This window comes from Wenxinia saemankumensis, from assembly GCF_900141735.1.
In the GTDB taxonomy this organism is placed as follows: domain Bacteria; phylum Pseudomonadota; class Alphaproteobacteria; order Rhodobacterales; family Rhodobacteraceae; genus Wenxinia; species Wenxinia saemankumensis.
The window spans coordinates 362,368-382,663 of record NZ_FQYO01000003.1; the positions used below are offsets into that span (position 1 = coordinate 362,368).

Sequence of the window (20,296 nt, forward strand, 5' to 3'; positions counted from 1 at the left end):
ACGAGGGGAGAGCCTGCCATGACCGACATCCCGGGGATCCTCGTCACCGGCGGCGCCGGCCGCATGGGCCGGATGCTGATCCGCGCCGTGGCCGAGAGCCGCGAGGCCCGGCTCTGCGGCGTGCTCGTCCGGCCCGGCCACGACTGGGTCGGCCGCGACGTGGGCGAGGCGATGGGCGGCCCGGCGCTGGGCGTCGTCGCGGGCGACGACGCGGTCGCCGCCTTCGCCGGGGCGCAGGGCGTGATCGACTTCACCACGCCCGAGGCGACGCTCGCCCATGCCGAACTGGCCGCGCAGGCCCGGGCGGTCCACGTCATCGGCACGACCGGGATCGACGAAGGCGGGATCGCCGCGATCCGCCGCGCCGCGCGGCACGCCCCCGTCGTGATGGCCGGGAACATGAGCCTCGGCGTCAACCTGCTGGTGGGGCTGACCCGCCGGGTGGCCGCCGCCCTGGGCGAGGACTTCGACATCGAGGTGGTCGAGGCGCATCACCGGGCCAAGGTCGACGCCCCCTCCGGCACCGCCCTCATGCTGGGACGGGCCGCCGCCGAGGGGCGGGGCGTGCCGCTCGCCTCGGTCGAGGAGAGGGGGCGCGACGGCATGACCGGGCCGCGCCGCGCCGGGGCCATCGGTTTCTCCGCGATCCGCGGCGGCGACATCGTGGGCGAGCACGACGTGCTCTTCGCCGGGCCGGGCGAACGGGTGGTGCTGCGCCACGTGGCGACAGACCGGGCGATCTTCGCCCGGGGCGCGCTGCGGGCCGCGCTCTGGGGACAGGGGCGGGCCGAAGGGCTCTACGACATGATGGACGTGCTCGGCCTGGGCGAGGCGACGCGGGGCTGAGGATCGCCCGCGCCGTCCGCGATGTCGGCGCGTGCCGGAGCCCCTGCCTCGCGCGGGTTCGCTGCCGTCCGGCCCGGGCCCGGGCGGACCCGCCCCGTTCCGGCCGGTGCCGGTATCCGCCCGGCCGGTTACGCGGTCGTGCCGTCCGGCCCGGGCCCGGGCGGACCCGTCCCGTTCCAGCCGGTGCCGGTATCCGCCCGGCCGGTTCGGTGGGCGTACAGTCCGGCCGCCGGCGCCCCGGTCCCGGTCCCGTCTATCGGCCCCCCGCCGCGTGCCGGGGGCGGCCATCGCCGCGGGATCGTGCCCCCGCGCGCCCTGTCACCCCCAGCGCCGTGCCCTCGCGCCTTGCGCCCCCGCCGGCCCCGGCGGCCGGCTACGCCACCGCGCCGGGAGAGTAGATGGCCGGGAAACGGGGCGATGGACCGGGGTGATGAGCCGGGACCGGGGCTGCCGGGCCGCGCCCGGGGGGCGCTGCACCCCGGCGGCCGCCGCCCCTTGCCGGCGCGGCCGGGCGCTGACGCTTTCGGTACCAGCCCGGAGGAAACCGGCACTGCCTGCCGGGCGTAGTAGGAGCGACCCTATCAGGATGTCCCACCATGTCCGCCCTGCAGCGCCACCGCCCCGGTCGGCGCCGGTTCGCCTTCGTCCTCGCGCTGTGCGGGTGGTCCGGCCTCCTGGCAGTCCCGGCGAAGGCCGAGGATTACCGGCCGGTGACCGAGCGCACCGCGTTCCTCGCGCTGGTCGAGGGCCGCACCCTCTCGATCTGGCTGATGGGGGTGACCATACGGGTCGGCTCGGACGGCAGCCTGACCGGCGAATCCCGGGGCCGCCCCATGATCGGCCGGTGGACGTGGCAGAACGGCACCTTCTGCCACGAGATCGAGATCGACGGCATCACCGGACCGGCGGATTGCCAGCGGGTCGAGGCGCTGGGAGAGACGCGGCTGCGCCTGACCTCGCGCGGGGGCAGGGGCGAGAGCACGGTCTACCTGGTCCTCTGATCGGCCGGGCCGGATGCTGATCCTCCGCCGTCACCGGGGTCCGGGCCATCGCTCGCATGCCGTGTCGTCGTCCTGCGGCGCCTATCGCTACCTGCTCTCGCGACGGTTCGGGCCGGGGCCCCGCATCCTGTGGGTCATGCTCAACCCCTCCACCGCGGACGAGCGCACCAACGACCGGACCATCGCGCGCTGCGAGGCGTTCAGCCGCAGATGGGGATACGGTCGGATGGAGATCGCGAACCTCTTCGCCTTCCGCGCGACGCGGCCGGCCGACCTGCGCCGCGCGGCGGACCCCGTGGGTCCGCAGGCCGACCGGCTGATCGACCGGGCGGCGGTCCGGGCGGACATGGTGATGGCGGGCTGGGGCGTGCATGGCGCGCTGGCGGGCCGGAACGCGGAGGTCCTGGCGCGATTGCCGCGGGAGAGGCTGCACGCGCTGGCCGTCACCCGCGACGGTCATCCGGGCCATCCCCTGTACATCCGCGGCGATGCGAGGCCGGTGCCGTTCGGACCGGACATCTGAAGGCGGCATGGCGGCGCGGTCGCGCATCGGGGCGCCGCGCCCCGGCGGGGCCTCCGTCCGCTTGCCCGGCGCCGCCGCCCCGGTCCTGGCGCGGGCGCGGCGCCGTCGGGCGCAGGCGGCGGGGTCCCGGCGGTTGCCCGCAGCGACTACGAGGGCATCCCCTCTCCATAGGCAACGATGCGAGGCCGGTGCCGTTCGGACCGGACATCTGAAGGCGGCATGGCGGCAAGGTCGCGCATCGGGGCGCCGCGCCCCGGCGGGGCCTCCGTCCGCTTGCCCGGCGCCGCCGCCCCGGTCCTGGCGCGGGCGTGGCGCCGTCGGGCGCAGGCGGCGGGGTCCCGGCGGTTGCCCGCAGCGATTACGGGGGCATCCCCTCTCCATAGGCAACGATGCGAGGCCGGTGCCGTTCGGACCGGACATCTGAAGGCGGCATGGCGGCAAGGTCGCGCATCGGGGCGCCGCGCCCCGGCGGGGCCTCTGGCAGATCTCTCGGCCCCGCCGCCCCGGCCTCGGGCCCGGGCAGGGCGCCCGCTGACTCAGACGGCGAGAGTCCGGCGGTCACCCCGGACAGTCACGAGGGCAACCCCACTCCATCGGCAGTGACGCAGGGCCGGTGCCGTTCGCGCAGGAGCCCGGAGGGCAGATGCCGGCACGGCCGCGCACCCGGGGGACCGCTCCCAGGCAGGGCCTTCCGCCGCTTTCCGGTCGCAGCACACCGGGCGGTCCGGGCCCCTCAGAAGTCGACGGCGATGCCCTTGCGTTCCCAGTCGCCGTAGCGCACCGGCTCGGGCCCGTCGCGGCCGCCGAGTTCGGGGGGCAGGTCGGGGCCGGTGGCGGCCCTGCGGCGGGCCTCCGCCTCCTGCAGCGCGCGGCGGGCGGCCTCCGGCAGGTCGGCGCGGGGGGCGGCGGGGCCGGGTGCCCGGGTCTCGTCGGTCATGGTCTGGGCCTCCTGTCTGGCAATCGGCGGGCGGCTTCAAGGCGGGGCGCGTCGTTGCTATAGGGCGATATAGGTCCGGCGGGACCGCCGCTCAAACCCCCGCCGCCAGACTCTCCCGACGAAGGATCGCCCATGGCCCGCCCGAGCCGCCCCGCCCCGCCCGCCGCCCCCGCGGGGATCGCGCCGCGCCGTGCGGCGCTGGCGCTGCTGTCGGCGGTCATCGGCGAGGGGCGCACGCTGGCCGAGGCGATGCCCGCGGCGCTCTCGGCGCTCGACCCGGCGGACCGGGCGCGGGCGCAGCGGCTGGCGACGCAGACGCTGCGCGATCTCGGCCGGGCCGACCGGCTGCTCGCCCCGTCGCTGACCCGGATGCCGCCGCTGGCGGTGCGCAACATCCTGCGTCTCGGGGCGGTCGAGCTGGCCCATGGCGCGGCCTCGCACGGGGTGGTGAACGACCTCGTCGAGATCGCGGGGCGGGGCAAGCGGACGCGGCCGCTCAAGGGCCTCGTCAACGCGGTCCTGCGCAAGATCGCGCCCGAGGCGGAGGCGGCCTGGATCGACCTGCCGCCGCAGCGCCTGCCGAAATGGCTGCGCGGCCCGCTGGTCGAGGCCTGGGGCCGGGCCGAGATCGCGCGGATCGAGGCGGTGCACGGGGCGGTGCCGCCGCTCGACCTGACGCTGCGCGAGCCCGGCGGGCCGCTCGCCGCCAGCCTCGGGGGGGAGGAACTGCCGACCGGCTCGCTCCGTCTCGTCGATGCCGGTCAGGTGAGCGCCCTGCCGGGATACGGGACCGGCGGGTTCTGGGTGCAGGACGCGGCCGCCGCGCTGCCGGCGCGGCTCCTGGCGCCGCGCGCGGGCGAGCGGGTGATCGACCTCTGCGCCGCGCCGGGCGGCAAGACGCTGCAGCTCGCCGCGGCCGGGGCACGGGTCACCGCGCTCGACCTGTCGGAGGCACGGCTGGGCCGCCTGCGCGAGAACCTCGCCCGGACCGGGCTGGAGGCGGAGGTGATCGCCGGCGACGCGCTGATCCACGAGGGGCGCTACGACGCGGTGCTGCTCGACGCGCCCTGCTCGGCCACGGGCACGATCCGCCGCCACCCCGACCTGCCCTTCGCCCGCGACGGGGCCGGCATCTCGGAGCTGATCGCCCTGCAGGCGCGGATGATCGACCACGCGCTGACGCTGCTCCCGCCCGGCGGGCGCATGGTGTTCTGCACCTGCTCGCTCATCCCCGATGAGGGAGAGGTCCAGGTCGAGGAGGCGCTGGCCCGACACCCGGGACTGGAGGTCGTCCCGCCCGGGGCGGACTGGGTCGACCCGGCCTGGCGCTCGTCCGAGGGCGGGCTGCGGATCCTGCCGTCGCACTGGGCGGACCGGGGCGGCATCGACGGGTTCTACATGGCGCTCCTGCGCAAGCCCGGCTAGGGTCCGCAGGTTTCCCGGACTTTTGCGGGCAGGAAGGGCAGGCGTGGCGAGAGGCGAGAGATGGGCGGCCCACTGGGCGCGGTTCCTCGACCGCCGCGCGGCGCGCCGGGCGGTCCGGCGGGGCCGGCCCGCCCCCCTGGTCGGCATCCCCGAGCCGCGCCTCCTGGGCCGGGTCGATCAGGGACGGCGGATGCTGGAGGGGCGTTTCCTGCTGGGGGGCGCGGCGATCGAGGCGCCGGGCGCCGCGATCTGGGACGTCGCGGCGGAGGAGGGGCCGGCCCGCGACGCGGCGCAGGGCTTCCTCTGGCTGGACGATCTCGCCGCGCTGGGAGGCGAGGCCGCCCGCGGGCGCGCGCAGGACTGGACCTTCCGCTGGATCGACGCGGCGGGGCGGGGCAGGGGGCCCGGCTGGACCGTGCCGCTGACCGCGCGGCGGGTGATCCGCTGGATCGACCACGCGCCCTTCCTGCTGCAGGGCCGGGGGGCGGAGGACGAGGCCCGCTTCTTCCGCTTGCTGGTCGCGCAGGTCCATTTCCTCGCCCAGCGCTGGCCCGCCGGCCCGGCCGGGCTGCCCCGGATCGAGGCGCTGGCCGCCATCGTCTATGCCGGCCTGGCGCTGCAGGGGCAGGACGGGATGGCCGGCCCCGCCCTGGCGGCGCTGGCACAGGAGAGCATGCGCCAGGTCGATGCGGGCGGGGGGCTCGCCAGCCGCAATCCCGAGGACCTGCTGCAGGTGCTGACGCTGCTCAACCGCGCCGTCCTCGCCGCCGCCGAGGCGGACCGCGCGGTGCCCGAGCCCGTGACCGCCGCCATCCACCGCATCGTCCCGGCCCTGCGCACCCTGCGCCATTCCGACGGCGCCCTCGCCCGGTTCCATGGCGGGGGGCGGGGAAACGAGGGGCGGCTCGACCACGCCCTCGCCGCGGCCGGGCGGCGCGGCGCCCGGGCCGAGGCGGCCGCGATGGGGTTTCGCCGCCTGTCGGGCGGCCGCACGACGCTGATCGTCGACGCCGCGCCCCCGCCCATCGGCCTCGCCTCGGCCGAGGGCCATGCCTCGACCCTCGCCTTCGAGCTGACCTCGGCCCGGCGGCCGCTGATCGTCAATTGCGGCTCGGGCCGGACCTTCGGCCGCGACTGGCGCCGGGCGGGGCGGGCGACCCCCTCCCATTCCACCCTGGGGATCGACGGCGTCTCCTCGGCGCGGCTGGCGCCCGAGGGGACGGGCAACGCCGCCGGCTGGCTGGCGGAGGGCCCCGGCCGGGTTCAGGCGGTGTCGTCCGATCTGGGCGACGGAACGCGGCTGGAGCTGAGCCATGACGGCTGGCGCGGCAGCCACGGGCTGACCCATGCCCGCACGCTGGACCTCGGCTCCGACGGGCGCGCGCTGGTGGGCGAGGACATCCTCACCACGCTGTCGGACGCCGACGCGCAGCGCTTCGACCGGGTGATGCAGAAGACCGGGATGCAGGGCATCGCCTTCTCGATCCGGTTCCACCTGCATCCCGATGTCGAGGCCGAGCTCGATACCGGCGGCGCCGCGGTGCTGCTGCACCTCGTCTCGGGCGAGGACTGGCTGTTCCAGGGGGAACCCGGCGCGCGGCTGACGCTGGAGCGGTCGGTCTACCTCGAATCCGGGCGGCCGCGGCCCCGTGCCACGCAGCAGGTGGTTTTATCCGGCCGCACCTTGGCCTATGCGACGCGCATGCGCTGGTCGCTGGCCAAGACGCACGACACGCCGGACGCGGTGCGCGACACCGCCCCGATGACAACATGGGACGAGGACGACGCCTGACCGCCGCCCGCCCGAGGCCCCGGGCCGACGCCCGCTTCCGAGGATCCGCCGATGACCGTCACCGCCATCTCCGCCACCAGGACAGAGGCCGCCCCGGTGCGGCGGGCCCTGATCTCCGTCTCCGACAAGACCGGGCTGACCGACCTGGCCGCCGCCCTCGCCGCGCGCGGGGTCGAGATCCTGTCGACCGGCGGCTCGGCCGGGGCGCTGCGGCAGGCGGGCATCGCGGTGCGGGACGTGGCCGAGGTGACGGGCTTTCCCGAGGTGATGGACGGCCGCGTCAAGACGCTGCACCCGAACGTGCATGGCGGGCTGCTGGCCGCCCGGTCGAACGACGAGCACCGCGCCGCGATGGCGGCGCACGGCATTCCCGAGATCGACCTGCTCGTCGTGAACCTCTACCCGTTCGAGGACACGCTGGCCGGGGGCGCCGATGCCGCCACGATCGTCGAGAACATCGACATCGGCGGCCCCGCCATGATCCGCGCGGCGGCCAAGAACCACAACGACGTCACCGTCATCGTGGACCCGCAGGATTACGAGGGCCTGCTGGCCGAGCTCGAGGCGCAGGACGGCGCCACGTCGCGCGCCTTCCGCGAGCGGATGGCGCTCACCGCCTTCTCGCGCACCGCCGCCTACGACGCCGCCGTGTCGGGCTGGATGGCCGGCGCCTTCGCGCAGGGGCAGCCGCGCCGCCGCGCCTTCGCCGGCACGCTGCGGCAGGGGCTGCGCTACGGCGAGAATCCGCACCAGTCGGCCGCCTTCTACGCGGACGGCTCGGCCCGCCCCGGCGTCGCCACGGCGACGCAGCTGCAGGGCAAGGAGCTGTCCTACAACAACATCAACGATACCGACGCCGCCTACGAGCTGGTGGCCGAGTTCGGCGGGGAAGGGCCGGGGGACCGTCCCGCCTGCGTCATCGTCAAGCATGCCAATCCCTGCGGCGTCGCGCTGGGCGACACTCCGCGCGAGGCCTGGTCCCGCGCCTTCGACTGCGACCGCACCTCGGCCTTCGGCGGGATCGTCGCGCTCAACCGTCCGCTCGACGGCGAGACGGCCGAGGAGATCGCCCGGATCTTCACCGAGGTCGTGATCGCCCCCGGCGCCGACGAGGAGGCCCGCCGCATCCTGTCGGCCAAGAAGAACGTGCGCCTGCTGGTCACCGACGGCCTGCCCGACCCGCGCGCCGGCGGCCCGGCCTGGCGGCAGGTCTCGGGCGGGATGCTGGTGCAGGACCGCGATACCGGCTTCGTGGCGCGCGATGCGCTGAAGCTGGCGACGAAGGCCGCCCCGACCGAGGCGCAGCTCGACGACCTGATGTTCGCCTGGACCGTGGCCAAGCACGTGAAGTCCAACGCCATCGTCTATGCGCGGGACGGACAGACCGTCGGCATCGGCGCGGGCCAGATGAGCCGGCTCGACAGCGCGATGATCGCCGCGGCGAAGGCCGGCCGCATGGCCGAGGCGCTGGGCCTTTCCGAGAGCCCGGTGAAGGGCGCGGCCGTCGCCTCCGACGCGTTCTTCCCCTTCGCCGACGGTCTGCTGGAGGCGGTGGAGGCCGGCGCGACCTGCGTCATCCAGCCGGGCGGGTCGATGCGCGACGACGAGGTGATCGCCGCCGCCGACGCCCACGGCATCGCGATGGTGCTGACCGGCATGCGCCACTTCCGGCACTAGGGGTCCGTCGATGCGTCTCACCCTCTGGACGGCGCTGGTCGTCTTCGTCGTCGACCAGCTCACGAAATACGTCGTGGTCCACCTGCTGAACCTCGCCCAGCGGCAGGCGATCGACGTCTTTCCGCCCTTTCTCAACTTCCGCATGGCATGGAACCGGGGGGTCAATTTCGGCCTTCTCTCGGGCGCCGACATGCGCTGGGTGCTGATCGCCATCGCGGTCGGCGTCTCGGCGCTGGTGCTCGTCTGGGTCTGGCGCGGCCAGGGCAGCCGCTGGATGCACCTCTCGGCCGGGCTGCTGGTCGGCGGGGCGCTGGGCAACGTGCTGGACCGGCTGCTCTACGGCGCGGTCGCCGACTTCCTGAACATGAGCTGCTGCGGCATCGACAATCCCTTCGCCTTCAACGTCGCGGACATCGCCGTCTTCGCCGGGGCGCTGGGGCTCGTCTTCTTCACCGGGGACGGGCCGGACGGGCGGGGCCGGGAGGGGCGGGACGGGGAGGGCAAGCGGACGCGCGCGGCGAAGCCCGCCCCGCGCGGCAGGACGTGACCCGGGCGCCGAGGACGGCTATGACCGGGGGCGAGGACGAGACGGGGGACGGCATGAGACGGACGGGACGAGCGATCGGAGCGGCGCTGGCACTCGGCGCGCTGACGGCCTGCGCCGGCGGGACCGACGGGTTGCGCGTGCTGGAGAGCCCCAGCGCGGGGCCCGACGAGTTCTCGGTCGTGCCGCAGCGGCCCCTCCAGATGCCCCCCGGCACCGCGCTTCCGCCGCCCGACCCGGCCGCCGGCAACCGCGCCGATCCCGCCCCGCTGGTCGAGGCGCAGATCGTGCTGGGCGGCGATCCGCAGGCGGCCGGCGGCGGGATCCCGGCCCGCGACGCGGCGCTGCTCGCCGCGACCGGCGGCGCCGATCCGGCGATCCGGCGGAGCCTTGCGCAGGAGGACGCGGCCTTCCGGTCCCGCGCGGCGGCCTTCGCCCTGTTCGGAGGCGACCGCTACTACCAGGCCTATGCCGGCCAGGCGCTCGACGCCTATGCCGAGCTCGAGCGATTCCGCGCCGCCGGGATCGCCGTGCCGAGCGCGCCGCCCCGCGAATAGGCCGCGCCGCAATCCGGCCGGCGCCTCCACCCGGGGGCGATCGCCAGACGCGAGCCGGCGACCCGAGGATCGGTGGCGAAGCGCCGGGGGCGGGGGCCATGCCGCCCACTCCGCCGGTCCATCGGGCGGGGGTGGGCGACCCGTTCGCCGCGCGGTCGGGTGGTCAGGCTGGGGTGGGTTCAACCCACCCTACGCGCGGCCGTGGGGCTGGGGTGGGTTCAACCCACCCTACGGGCGGCCGTGGGGCTGGGGTGGGTGCAACCCACCCTATGCACGGTCGTGGGGCCGGGGTGGGTGCAACCCACCCTACGCCTTGCCTTGTAGGGTGGGTTGCACCCACCCCGGTCCCGCAAATCCATGTTGTTCCGCGTAGGGTGGGTCGCACCCCCCCACTTGCGCTCCCGCCGCGTCAGGCCGCGTCCGGTCCCTCGTCGATCAGCCCCTGCAGCGACAGGTCGACCCAGAGTCGCAGGCGGTCCACCGCGTCGGAATAATCGGCCAGGGCGGGTGCGAGGGCGGGGAGGCGCTCGGCGATCTGCGGCGCGTAGAGGTAGATCAGCGCCAGCACCGCCGCGATCAGCAGCACGAGGCCGAAGCCGAGGCGGAAGCCGTGGCGCCAGGTACGCTCGGAGGTCTCGGCCGGGGTCTCGTGATCCTCGGCGGCGCGGGCCTGGCGCTGCGCGGCGCGGCGCGCCTCGGGTTCGAGCGTCGAGTTGATCTCGTCGATATCGGGCAGGCGGCCGCCGCGCCCGGTGGGGGCCGGGCCGCCCGGCACGGCGGCGGCGATCGGCGGGACCGGCTCGCCCTTCATCCGCGCCATGCGGCGGCGCGCCTCCTCGGAATGCTGGCCCTCGGCCTCGGCCGCGCTGGGGGCGGTCGCGGCCTGCGGCGCGTCCTGTCCCTCTGCCTCCGGCGCCGGACTCGGGGCCGGGGCCGGGGCCGGCGCCGGGGCGGGGGCCGGGGGATCGGTCAGGCCGAGATCGGGCTGCGATTCGATCGGCGCGGCACCGGCGCGGCGGCGGCGTTCCAGCTCCGCCTCCTCGCGCAGGATGCGCTGCACCTCGGGCGAGAGCGCCCGGCCGGACGGGCCCGCGGCTGCCGGGGACGTGCCGCTCGTCCCTGCCTCGGCAGGCGCGTCGTCGGTCGCGTCCCCTGCGGCGCCGGCGGGGGCGTCCCCCTCCCGCGCGGATGGCTGGGCGGCGCCCTCCGCCGGATGGGCGCGCGGCGCGCTCGCCGGGCGCTTCTCCGCCGGGGCGCTCTCGTCGTCCTCGTCGTCCTGCGTCCGTTCGTCGCCCCAGCCGTCCTCGGGGCCTGGCGGGACCGTGTCGGGCACGGGCCGCGGATCGGGTTCGGCGGCGGGCGGGGCGGGCGGCGGCTCGGGCGCGGCATCCGGGGCCGGCGCGGCCGCGCCGCCATCGGCCGGGACGAACCAGATCTGCCCGCAATTGGAGCATTGCACGTCGCGCCCCGCCTGCGGGATCGCGTCGTCGGGCACCTCGTATTGCGCCGCGCAATTGGGACAGCTCAGTCGCATCTGGTCCTTCGGCCTTCGGTCCCCGGGCCGGGGCGTCCGGCATCCTGCTCACATCGTTGGCGAAACGCTAACGATCCCTCGCTCCCGTTCCAAGCGCTTCCCCGGCCCGCGCAGGGACAGATTGCGCCCGCGCGACCTTTTCGGCACAAGGCGCGCAGGACGGCTTCGGCGCCCGGGGCACCGCGCGCGCCGGCCGCACGATGTCCGTTGCCGGGGGACCAGGGGTGATCGAGCTCGAGGACGTGTCGTACAGCTACGGCGGCGGAGAGCTGTTCTCGAACCTGTCGCTGACCCTCGCGCCCGGCTCGTTCCAGTTCCTCACCGGCCCGTCGGGCGTGGGCAAGACGACGCTGCTCAAGCTCTGCTACGGCGACCTGATCGCGACCTCCGGCCGGGTGAAGCTGTTCGGCACCGACGCCCGCAAGGTCGACCGCGACGGCATCGCCCTGGCGCGGCGCCGGATCGGCGTGGTGCACCAGGACTGCCAGTTCCTCGACCACCTGCCGCTGGCCGAGAACATCGCCCTGCCGCTCACCGTCGCCGGGCGGCAGGCCGAGGCCGAGCAGAACCTCGGCGAGCTGCTGACCTGGGTCGGGCTGTCGCATCAGGTGGACCAGCTGCCGCCGCAGCTCTCGGGCGGGGAACGGCAGCGCGCCGCCCTGGCCCGTGCCGTCATCGTCTCGCCCGACGTGATCATCGCCGACGAGCCCACGGGCAACATCGACTGGGAGATGTCGCAGCGGCTGCTGCGCCTGCTGGTCGAGCTGAACCGCATGGGCAAGGCGGTGCTGGTCGCGACCCACGACCTCAACCTGATCCGCGCGGCCAAGGCACAGGTGCAGTCCCGCGTCCTGCGGCTGAAGGGCGGGCGGCTGCAGGCGGCGGGGGCGGACCTGTGAGGCGGTTCTCGCTGCTCCTGTCGCTGCTGGCGGGCGATCCGCAGGCTGACCGGGCGGTGCCGCCGACCGGCTACACGGCGCGGCTGACGCTGTTCACCGCCGGGGCGATGGCCTTTCTCGCGGTCTTCGCGATGGCGCTCGCCTCCACCTCCGGCCGGCTGGCGGAGCGCTGGGGCGCCGAGCTGGCCCGCACCTCGACGCTGCGCATCTCGGCCCCCGAGGCGCAGGTGGACCTGCAGACCCAGGCCGCGCTGCGGGTGCTGGAGAGCACGCCCGGCATCGCCTCGGCCCGGGCCCTGACGTCGGAGGAGGAGCAGGCCCTGCTCGAGCCGTGGTTCGGCGCGCAGCTGCCCCTGGAGGACCTGCCGATCCCGCAGCTGATCGAGATCGTCGAGGATGCCGAGGGCTATGACGCCACCGGCCTGCGCGCCCGCCTCCAGGCCGAGGTGCCGGGCGCGATGCTGGACGACCACGCCGCTTGGCGGCAGCCGCTGGTCGAGGCGGCGGGCCGGCTGCGCCTGCTGGGCTGGGTGTCGATCCTGCTGATCGGCGCGGCGACCGGGGCGATGATCACGCTGGCGGCGCAGGCGGCGCTCTCGGCCAACGCGCAGGTAATCCGGGTGCTGCGGCTCGTCGGGGCGCGCGACGTCTACATCGCCCGCGCCTTCGTCCGGCGCTTCACCGTCCGCACGGCCATCGGCGCGGCGGCCGGGGCGGCGGCGGGCACGCTCGCCCTCGCCATCTTGCCGCGAGGCGAGGTGGCGGGCGGCTTCCTCGATGGGCTGGGCTTTTCCGGGGCGGGCTGGCTGCTGCCGGTGCTGATCCCGCCGCTCGCCGCGCTCGTCGCGTTCCTCGCCACGCGGGCGGCGGCGATGCGCTCGCTCGAGGCGCAGGCATGAGCCGGGGGGCCGGCGGCGGCCTCGGCTACACCGTGCAATGGGCGCGCAGCCTCGTCTTCTCGATCCTGCTCTATGCCGGGATGGCGGTCTACGGCCTCGTCTACCTGCCCTGGGCGCTGGCCAGCCGCGAGGGGGCGGTCGCGGCCTGCCAGGGATGGTGCCGCTACGCCCGCTGGCTGGCGCGCTGGTGCGTGGGCCTGCGGACCGAGGTGCGGGGCACGCCGCCCGCGGGCGAGGTGCTGATCGCGGCCAAGCACCAGAGCTTCCTCGACATCATCATGATCTACGGCTCGGTCCCGCGCGGCCGCTTCATCATGAAGAAGGAGCTGACCCACGCCCCGATCCTGGGCTGGTTCGCCCGCCGGATCGGCTGCGTTCCGGTCGATCGCGGCCGGCGCGCGCAGGCGGTCAAGCGGATGGTCGCGGACGTGGCGGCGGGCCGGTCCGATCCGGGGCAGCTGATCATCTATCCGCAGGGCACGCGCGTCGCCCCGGGCGTCCCCGCCCCCTACAAGATCGGGTCCGGCGCGCTCTACGAGGCGTTCGGCCAGCCCTGCGTGCCCGTCGCCTGCAATGTCGGGATCTTCTGGCCGCGGCGCGGCGTCCATCGCCGCCCCGGCACCGCGGTGGTCGAGTTCCTGCCCGAGATTCCCGCCGGCCTGCCGGTGATGGAGTTTATGGCGCGGCTGGAGGGCGAGATCGAGACGCGGTCCGACGCCCTTCTCGCCGAAACAGGCTTTCCGGTCCGGGTGGCCGGCTGATGCAGCCGATCCGCGACCTCGCCGCGCTCGAGGCGCTCTACGGCAGGCCGGGCGAGGCGGCGACGATCAAGGTCCGGCCCCGCATCACGCCGCTCTACGCGGACTGGATCGGGCGTAGCCGGTTCTGCGTGCTGACGACCGTAGGCCCCGGCGGCACCGACGACTCGCCCCGGGGCGATGACGGCCCCGTGGTGCGGATCGCGGACGAGAGCACGCTGCTGATGCCGGACTGGCGCGGCAACAACCGGCTCGATTCCCTGCGCAACATCGTCGCGGACGGGCGGGTGAGCCTGATGTTCCTCGTGCCCGGATCGGCCAACGTGGTGCGCGTGAACGGCCGGGCCGTCCTCACCGCGGACGAGGATCTGCGCGAGAGCTTCGCCCGGGACGGGCGGCACGGTGCCGCATCGCCCGCGACGGTCATCGTCGTGACCGTGGCGGAGGTCTACTCGCAATGTGCCCGCGCGATCCTGCGGGCGGGGCTTTGGTCGGGCGCCGACGAGAGCGCGGGCCTGCCGAGCGTGGGCGAGCTGCTGGAGGAGGCGAGGGCCGGCTTCGACGGCGCCGCCTACGACGCGCAGTGGCCCGGCAGGGCGAAGGAGACGATGTGGTGACCGGCAACGGATCGACGGGAAAGGCGGGCCAGCCCCGCCCGGTGCGGCAATGGCAGCGGATCCTCGTGCTCCGGCTCCTCGGCCTGGCGCTGATCCCGCTGGTCCTGTGCGGCCGCCCTGTCTGGCAGGATGGCGGTCTCGCGTCCGAGACGCTCGAGCCGCTGGGGGGAATCCTGCTCTTCGCCGCGATCTTCGGCCGGTTCTGGGCGATCCTCTACATCGGCGCGGCCAAGAACCGGACGGTCATGCAGGACGGGCCCTATTCGCTGTGCCGGCACCCGCTCTACCTCTTCTCCACGATCGGGGCGACGGCGTTCGGCCTGCTGCTGAGTTCGGTCACCCTCGCCGCACTGATCGGCGGGGCCACCTTCGCCGTGCTCTGGATCACCGCCCGCCGGGAGGAGCGTTACCTGCGCGGCGCCTTCGGCCCGGCCTACGACGACTATGCCGCGCGCGTGCCGCGGATCCTGCCGCGCCTGTCGGGCTTCTCGACCCCGCCGCGGATCACCGCCGACGTGCGGGCGCTGCGCGGCAACTTCGCCGACGCGCTCGTCTTCCTCGCGCTCATTCCGCTGGCGGAGCTGATCGAGGCCGTGCAGGCGGCCGGTCATCTACCGACCTTCCCCATCTGGTAGGGCCGGACGGCGCGTGACTTCGGCCCCGGGCGGCCCATCCTCGGGGGGACAGACCCCGAACGGCCGGAGCGCGCGATGATCCCGACCCCCTATCTCCTCTTCCTCGGCGACGCGCCGGACCCTCTGGCGGCGAAGGTGGCGCAGGGCATCCGCGACTGGCGCCCCGAGCATGCCGTGGGGCAGCTCCGCCTGCCGGGCTGCAGGGCGGACATGCGCCTGCCCGACATGAGTCTCGCCGAGGCGTGGGAGGCGGGCGCGCGGACGCTGGTGATCGGCGTCGCCAATCGCGGCGGAACCTTCGCCGAAAGCTGGCGCGCCGCGATGATCGAGGCGGTCGAGATGGGCTACGACATCGCCTCGGGCCTGCACACGCTGCTGCGGGACCAGCCCGATCTCGTGGCGGCGGCGAGGGCCGAGCGGCAGCGCCTGCACGACGTGCGCATCCCGTCCGTGCGCTATCCCATTGCCAGCGGCGAGAGGCGCACTGGAAAGCGCTGCCTCGCCGTAGGCACCGACTGCTCCGCCGGCAAGATGTACACGGCCATGGCGATGGAGCGGGTGATGCGTCAGCGGGGCATGAAGGCCACGTTCCGCGCCACCGGCCAGACCGGCATCCTCATCACCGGGGAAGGCGTGCCGCTCGACGCGGTCATCGCCGATTTCATGGCCGGCAGCATCGAATGGCTGACCCCGGACAACGATCCGGACCACTGGGACCTGATCGAGGGGCAGGGCAGCCTGTCGCACCCGTCCTATGCGGGCGTCTCGCTGGCGCTGATCCATGGCGGCCAGCCCGACGCGCTGGTCCTCTGCCACGAACCGACGCGCACCCACATGCGCGGCCTGCCGCACTATCCCCTTCCCAGCCTCGAGGAGGCGCGCGACACCGCGCTCCTTCACGCGCGCCGGGTGAATCCCGACTGCCGGCTCGTGGCCCTCTCGATCAACACCGCCGCGCTGGACGAGGCCGCGGCCCGCGCCTGCCTTGCCGAGGCGGCGGAGCGGATGGACCTGCCCGCGACCGACCCCTACCGCTTCGGCGCCGGCCCCCTGGTCGACGCGCTGGACGGGATCTGACAGGACAGCGGGGGGCGGACCGCGCTCAGGGGCGCATCGGCCCGCCCCGCGCCCGCCCCGACCCCGCCAAGGAGGCTCCCATGATCGACGTGACCCGCGAGGCCTTTCCGCTCGCCCGCGCCTTCACCATCTCGCGCGGCTCGCGGACCGAGGCGCAGGTCCTGACCGCCACCGTGACGCGCGGCGGCGTCACCGGGCGGGGCGAATGCGTGCCCTATGCCCGCTACGGCGAGAGCCTAGACAGCGTCGAGGCGCAGATACGGGGCCTGCCCGCCGACCTCGCCCATGCCGACCTGCCGGAGGCCCTGCCCGCCGGGGCGGCCCGGAACGCGGTCGACTGCGCCTTCTGGGACCTGCGCGCGAAGACGGAGGGGCGGCGCGTCTGGCAGATCCTCGGCCTGCCCGCGCCCGGCCCCCTCACCACCGCCTACACCCTCTCGCTCGAAAGTCCCGAGGCGATGGAGGCCCGCGCCCGCGAGGAGGCGCATCGCCCGCTGCTGAAGATCAAGCTCGGCACGCCCGACGACATGCCCCGGCTCGAGGCGGTGCGCCGCGGCGCGCCGGAGGCCCGCATCGTGATCGACGCGAACGAGGGGTGGAGCGCCGCGATCTACCGCGACCTCGCTCCCCATCTCGCCCGGCTCGGCGTGGCGCTGGTGGAGCAGCCGCTGCCCGCCGGCGAGGACGAGGCGCTGCGCGGGCTCGACCGCCCCGTGCCGCTCTGCGCCGACGAGAGCTGCCACGACCGTGCGTCGCTGCCCGCGCTCGCGGGGCTCTACGACGTGGTGAACGTCAAGCTCGACAAGACCGGCGGCCTGACCGAGGCGCTGGCCCTGTGCGATGCCGCCCGCACCGCCGGGCACCGGGTCATGGTCGGCTGCATGGTCGGCTCCTCGCTTGCCATGGCCCCCGCGATGCTCGCCGCGCAGGGGGCCGAGGTGGTCGATCTCGACGGCCCGCTCCTCCTCGCCCGGGACCGCGAGCCGCCGCTGCGGTTCGACGGCAGCCTCGTCCACCCGCCGGAGGCCGCGCTATGGGGGTAGGACGCGCCCGGGGGCGGCCGGGGAAGGGGGCACCGGCCGCGCGTCCTGTCGCGCGGCCAGCGCGGGCCCGGTCCGCCCGGGGGAGGCGCGCCCGATGAGGCGCACGGCCGGATGCGCCTGCGGGCAGCTGATCCTCACCTGCACGGGCGACCCGATCCGGGTCTCGATCTGCCACTGCCACGCCTGCAAGCGCCTGTCCGGCAGCGCCTTCTCCTGGAACGCGCGATGGGAAAGCGCGCAGGTCACGATCACCGGAAGCTACCGCGAGTGGCGGCGCACCGGCGACGAGGGCACGACCATCACCAACAGCTTCTGCCCCGATTGCGGCACCACGGTCTTCTACGGCCTCGGCGACGCGGAGGGGCAGATCGCCGTCCGGGCCGGGTGCTTCGCGGACGAGACCCTGCCGCCGCCCTCCGTCTCCGTCTACGATCCGGCGCGCCGCGTGGACTGGCTGCACATCGACGCGCCCGGCCTGACCCGGACCGGCTGAGACGGTCGCATCTTGACCCACCCGCCGATCTGCCACACCACCGGGGCGACACGATGAGAGGCCCCCCATGACCCGAACCGTCTACGTCAACGGCGACTACCTCCCCGAGGGGGAGGCGAAGGTCTCGGTCTTCGACCGCGGCTTCCTCATGGCGGACGGCGTCTACGAGGTGACGAGCGTGCTCGGCGGCAGGCTCATCGACTTCGACGGCCATGCCGCCCGGCTGGACCGCTCGCTGACCGAGCTCGGCATGACGATGCCGATGGCGGCCGAGGACCTGCGCGGGATCCACCGCGAACTCGTCGCCCGCAACGGGGTCGAGGACGGCATGGTCTACCTGCAGATCACCCGCGGCGCCCCCGCCGACCGCGACTTCGCCTACCCGCCCCAGGACACGCCGCAGACCGTGGTCCTGTTCACCCAGAACAAGCCCGGCCTCGCGGACAGCCCGGCCGCCAGGACGGGGATCCGCGTGATCTCCATCGACGACCGCCGCTGGGGGCGGCGCGACATCAAGACCGTGCAGCTGCTCTACCCGTCCATGGGCAAGATGATGGCCAAGGCCGCAGGCGCCGACGACGCCTGGATGGTCGAGGACGGCCACGTGACCGAGGGCACGTCGAACAACGCCTACATCGTCGCGGGCGGCACGATCGTCACCCGCGACCTCGGGGACCACATCCTGTCGGGCATCACCCGCGCCGCCGTCCTGCGCTTCGCCCGCGAGGCGCAGATGAAGGTCGAGGAGCGCGCCTTCACCATTGCCGAGGCGCAGGCGGCGGACGAGGCCTTCATCACCTCGGCCTCCACCTTCGTGATGCCGGTTGTCGCGATCGACGGGGCCCCCATCGGCGACGGAACGCCCGGCCCGGTGGCCCGGCGCCTGCGCGAGATCTATTTCGAGGAAAGCCGCAAGGCCGCCTCCTGATCCCGACCCGGCCCCGAAAGGACCCGCCATGTTCCGCCTCGTCGCCCTCTTCGCCGCCCTCGCGGCCCCCGCCTCGGCCGAGACGTTCGACGTCCTGCTCGGCGGGACCCGCATCGGCACGATGGAGAGCACCGCCGCCCTCTTCCGCACCACGCTCGACAACACCCCGCTCGGCGTGGCGGACGGGGTGAGCGAGGCGACGCTGGCGCCCCGCCGGACCGAGGCGGGGGCGGCGGTCACGCAGTACCTCTTCCGCAACCACGAGCGGGCGGTGTCGGTCCTGTTCGACGGCGCCGAAGTGACGGGGGTCGAGATCGACCCGCCCTCCGAGGCGACCGCGGCCTCCGATCCCGCCACCCTGGCCGCCCCCGTCTCGGATCCCGTGACGGGGCTGTGGCGCATCGTCCAGGGCAGCGATTGTCCGCAATCCTTCCGTCTCTACGACGGGCGCCGGGTGACCGAGGGGCGCGTCACCGCCCGCACCGAGACGGCGGAGGGCACCGTCTGCGCCCTCGACTACCGCGTCGTGGCGGGGCCGGGCCATGTCTCGCCCTTCCGCTTCCGGCAGATCGACATCGACCTCACCTATGCCGCGGGCACGCTCCGGCGGATCGACATCTCCGCCGGGATCTTCGGCGTCGGACTGGTCCGGAACTGAGGGCCGCACCCCGCGGCCGCCCCCTTATCTTGCCCCAAATACTCCCCAGGGGGGAATTGGCCGCCAGGCCAAGGGGGGACGGGACGTCCCCCGCCCCCGGCCGGACGACGCGCCAACGGCGGGACTTTCCAGGTCGGCCTGCGCCGGCCTCGTCTTTCCTCCCCTGACGGGAGCGAAAGCGGCCGCCCCCTTCTCTTGCCCGAAATACTCCCCAGGGGGGAATTGGCCGCCCGGCCAAGGGGGGACGGGACGTCCCCCGCCCCCGGCCGGACGACGCGCCAACGGCGGGACTTTCCAGGTCGGCCTGCGCCGGCCTCGTCTTCCCTCCCCTGACGGGAGCGAAATCGGCCGCCCCCTTATCTTGCCCCAAATACTCCCCAGGGGGGAATTGGCCGCCAGGCCAAGGGGGGACGGGACGTCCCCCGCCCCGGCCGGGTCCGGTTCACCCGCCTAATGCTCCTTCGGCACGGCGTCGAAGGCGGCCTTCTGGGCGTCGGTCGCCTCGCGCTGGTGCATCGCCCGCCACGCCTCGTAGGGCATCCCGTAATAGAGCGCGCGGGCCTCGTCCTTGCCCATTTCCACCCCGCGCTCGGCGGCGGCTTCCTGCATCCAGCGCGACAGGCAGTTGCGGCAGAACCCGGCCAGGGTCATCAGGTCGATGTTCTGCACGTCCGGCCGCTCCTCCATCAGGTGGCGGCGCAGGCGGCGGAAGGCGGCGGCCTCGATCTCGGTGCGGGTGGTCTCGTCCATCTCGTCCATCTGGTCCTCCGGCTCTCAGATCAGCCCCGCGGCCCGCGCGCCGTCCAGCAGGCTCTCCGCCAGGTGGTGGGCGTCGCGCGTGCCGGCGGGGCGCTGGTCGGGGATCTGGACCACGGTCATGCCCGCGGCAAGGGCGGCGGCGGTTCCGGGATCGGAATCCTCGAAGGCCACGCAATCGGCCGGCGCGATCCCCAGGCCGCGCGCGGCGGCGAGGAACAGGTCCGGCGCGGGCTTCGGCCGCTCGACCCGGTCGCGCCCCCAGACGTGCTCCGGCGGGAAGGCGTGGTCGAGCCCCGCCTCCGCCAGCCGGCGATGCGCCCAGTCGGTGGGCGAGTTCGTCGCCAGGGCCAGCGGGACCCCGGTATCCAGCAGGTGCCGCAGCAGGTCGACCGCGCCGGCGCGGGGCGGGATGCCGTCCGCCCAGGCGCGGGCCGCTTCCTCGTCCCAGAGCGATTCGAAGGTGGCGGTGTCGAAGGTCTCGCCGAAGACGCCGCGCAGCAGCGCCGCCTGATCGCCGGCCGTGCCGACCAGCGCGACGAGGCGGGCGCGCCCCTCGGGGATGCCCATCGCCTCGAGCGCGAGCGCGCCCGCGTCGAGGATCAGCCGTTCGCTGTCGATCAGCGTGCCGTCGAGGTCGAAGATCGCGGCTCTCGTCATGTCGTCTCCTCGTGCGTCCGGGCCGGGGGGTGTCGCT

At 74.8% G+C, this 20,296-nt stretch carries 22 protein-coding genes; 18 read left to right on the forward strand and 4 right to left on the reverse strand.

Annotation, left to right across the window (positions count from 1 at the left end):
* Positions 1-18: 18 nt before the first annotated feature.
* The 3 genes from dapB to BUE30_RS09315 all read left to right on the forward strand — a co-directional run bounded on the left by dapB (position 19) and on the right by BUE30_RS09315 (position 2,370).
* The gene (dapB, locus tag BUE30_RS09305) at positions 19-846 is read left to right on the forward strand and encodes a 4-hydroxy-tetrahydrodipicolinate reductase (RefSeq protein ID WP_073329132.1); all 828 of its coding nucleotides are present in this window, start codon (positions 19-21) and stop codon (positions 844-846) included.
* Between the two features lie 596 nt (positions 847-1,442).
* Positions 1,443-1,847 (forward strand): hypothetical protein, encoded by a 405-nt coding sequence (locus BUE30_RS09310; RefSeq protein ID WP_073329137.1) that lies wholly within the window; start codon positions 1,443-1,445, stop codon positions 1,845-1,847.
* Between the two features lie 13 nt (positions 1,848-1,860).
* Entirely contained in the window at positions 1,861-2,370 is a 510-nt protein-coding gene (locus tag BUE30_RS09315) for a DUF1643 domain-containing protein (protein ID WP_073329141.1), read from the forward strand.
* A 733-nt stretch (positions 2,371-3,103) separates the two neighbouring features.
* Here the strand turns inward: BUE30_RS09315 and BUE30_RS09320 are convergent.
* Positions 3,104-3,307: a DUF1674 domain-containing protein gene (locus tag BUE30_RS09320; RefSeq protein ID WP_073329146.1), complete on the reverse strand. Its 204-nt coding sequence runs from the start codon at positions 3,305-3,307 to the stop codon at positions 3,104-3,106.
* Positions 3,308-3,439: 132 nt separating this feature from the next.
* Here BUE30_RS09320 and BUE30_RS09325 point away from each other — a divergent pair, with 132 nt between their 5' ends.
* The 5 genes from BUE30_RS09325 to BUE30_RS09345 are packed head-to-tail and all read left to right on the forward strand — an operon-like array spanning position 3,440 to position 9,302.
* On the forward strand, positions 3,440-4,732 hold the full coding sequence (locus tag BUE30_RS09325; protein WP_073329150.1) for an RsmB/NOP family class I SAM-dependent RNA methyltransferase: 1,293 nt from the start codon (positions 3,440-3,442) through the stop codon (positions 4,730-4,732).
* Between the two features lie 43 nt (positions 4,733-4,775).
* On the forward strand, positions 4,776-6,524 hold the full coding sequence (locus BUE30_RS09330) for a heparinase II/III family protein (RefSeq protein WP_073329153.1): 1,749 nt from the start codon (positions 4,776-4,778) through the stop codon (positions 6,522-6,524).
* 51 nt (positions 6,525-6,575) lie between these two features.
* Positions 6,576-8,201: a bifunctional phosphoribosylaminoimidazolecarboxamide formyltransferase/IMP cyclohydrolase gene (gene purH, locus BUE30_RS09335; protein ID WP_073329156.1), complete on the forward strand. Its 1,626-nt coding sequence runs from the start codon at positions 6,576-6,578 to the stop codon at positions 8,199-8,201.
* Between the two features lie 10 nt (positions 8,202-8,211).
* Complete coding sequence (gene lspA, locus BUE30_RS09340) at positions 8,212-8,748, forward strand: signal peptidase II (protein WP_073329159.1); 537 nt, start codon at positions 8,212-8,214, stop codon at positions 8,746-8,748.
* Between the two features lie 20 nt (positions 8,749-8,768).
* On the forward strand, positions 8,769-9,302 hold the full coding sequence (locus BUE30_RS09345) for a DUF3035 domain-containing protein (RefSeq protein ID WP_244526320.1): 534 nt from the start codon (positions 8,769-8,771) through the stop codon (positions 9,300-9,302).
* A gap of 409 nt (positions 9,303-9,711) precedes the next feature.
* Here BUE30_RS09345 and BUE30_RS09350 read toward each other — a convergent pair whose 3' ends face one another.
* Complete coding sequence (locus tag BUE30_RS09350) at positions 9,712-10,836, reverse strand: zinc-ribbon domain-containing protein (RefSeq protein WP_073329163.1); 1,125 nt, start codon at positions 10,834-10,836, stop codon at positions 9,712-9,714.
* A gap of 224 nt (positions 10,837-11,060) precedes the next feature.
* Between BUE30_RS09350 and BUE30_RS09355 the strand changes: the two genes are divergently transcribed.
* From BUE30_RS09355 to BUE30_RS09400, 10 genes are all read left to right on the forward strand, one after another.
* Complete coding sequence (locus tag BUE30_RS09355; RefSeq protein ID WP_073329167.1) at positions 11,061-11,735, forward strand: cell division ATP-binding protein FtsE; 675 nt, start codon at positions 11,061-11,063, stop codon at positions 11,733-11,735.
* Positions 11,732-12,634, forward strand: a complete 903-nt coding sequence (locus BUE30_RS09360) for a cell division protein FtsX (protein WP_073329172.1) — start codon at positions 11,732-11,734, stop codon at positions 12,632-12,634. The genes BUE30_RS09355 and BUE30_RS09360 overlap by 4 nt, the downstream gene beginning before the upstream one ends.
* Entirely contained in the window at positions 12,631-13,395 is a 765-nt protein-coding gene (locus tag BUE30_RS09365; protein ID WP_073329177.1) for a lysophospholipid acyltransferase family protein, read from the forward strand. Before BUE30_RS09360 ends, BUE30_RS09365 begins: the two co-directional genes overlap by 4 nt.
* Positions 13,395-14,009, forward strand: coding sequence for a pyridoxamine 5'-phosphate oxidase family protein (locus tag BUE30_RS09370; RefSeq protein ID WP_073329181.1), 615 nt, complete (start codon positions 13,395-13,397; stop codon positions 14,007-14,009). Before BUE30_RS09365 ends, BUE30_RS09370 begins: the two co-directional genes overlap by 1 nt.
* A complete protein-coding gene (locus BUE30_RS09375; RefSeq protein WP_244526321.1) occupies positions 14,006-14,644 on the forward strand; it encodes a methyltransferase family protein in 639 nt (212 codons plus the stop codon). Before BUE30_RS09370 ends, BUE30_RS09375 begins: the two co-directional genes overlap by 4 nt.
* A 75-nt stretch (positions 14,645-14,719) precedes the next feature.
* Positions 14,720-15,721: an N-acetyltransferase DgcN gene (gene dgcN, locus BUE30_RS09380; protein ID WP_073329186.1), complete on the forward strand. Its 1,002-nt coding sequence runs from the start codon at positions 14,720-14,722 to the stop codon at positions 15,719-15,721.
* A gap of 80 nt (positions 15,722-15,801) precedes the next feature.
* Positions 15,802-16,764 (forward strand): N-acetyl-D-Glu racemase DgcA, encoded by a 963-nt coding sequence (gene dgcA, locus BUE30_RS09385; protein WP_073329191.1) that lies wholly within the window; start codon positions 15,802-15,804, stop codon positions 16,762-16,764.
* 94 nt (positions 16,765-16,858) lie between these two features.
* On the forward strand, positions 16,859-17,257 hold the full coding sequence (locus tag BUE30_RS09390; RefSeq protein ID WP_073329195.1) for a GFA family protein: 399 nt from the start codon (positions 16,859-16,861) through the stop codon (positions 17,255-17,257).
* Between the two features lie 67 nt (positions 17,258-17,324).
* Entirely contained in the window at positions 17,325-18,185 is an 861-nt protein-coding gene (locus tag BUE30_RS09395) for a D-amino-acid transaminase (protein WP_073329199.1), read from the forward strand.
* 28 nt (positions 18,186-18,213) lie between these two features.
* A complete protein-coding gene (locus BUE30_RS09400; protein ID WP_073329203.1) occupies positions 18,214-18,843 on the forward strand; it encodes a hypothetical protein in 630 nt (209 codons plus the stop codon).
* Positions 18,844-19,293: 450 nt separating this feature from the next.
* On the opposite strand, the gene BUE30_RS09405 is transcribed toward BUE30_RS09400, so the two are convergent.
* The gene (locus BUE30_RS09405; protein WP_073330255.1) at positions 19,294-19,593 is read right to left on the reverse strand and encodes a DUF1244 domain-containing protein; all 300 of its coding nucleotides are present in this window, start codon (positions 19,591-19,593) and stop codon (positions 19,294-19,296) included.
* A 24-nt stretch (positions 19,594-19,617) separates the two neighbouring features.
* Positions 19,618-20,259, reverse strand: a complete 642-nt coding sequence (locus BUE30_RS09410; protein ID WP_073329216.1) for an HAD family hydrolase — start codon at positions 20,257-20,259, stop codon at positions 19,618-19,620.
* Between the last annotated feature and the right edge of the window lie 37 nt (positions 20,260-20,296).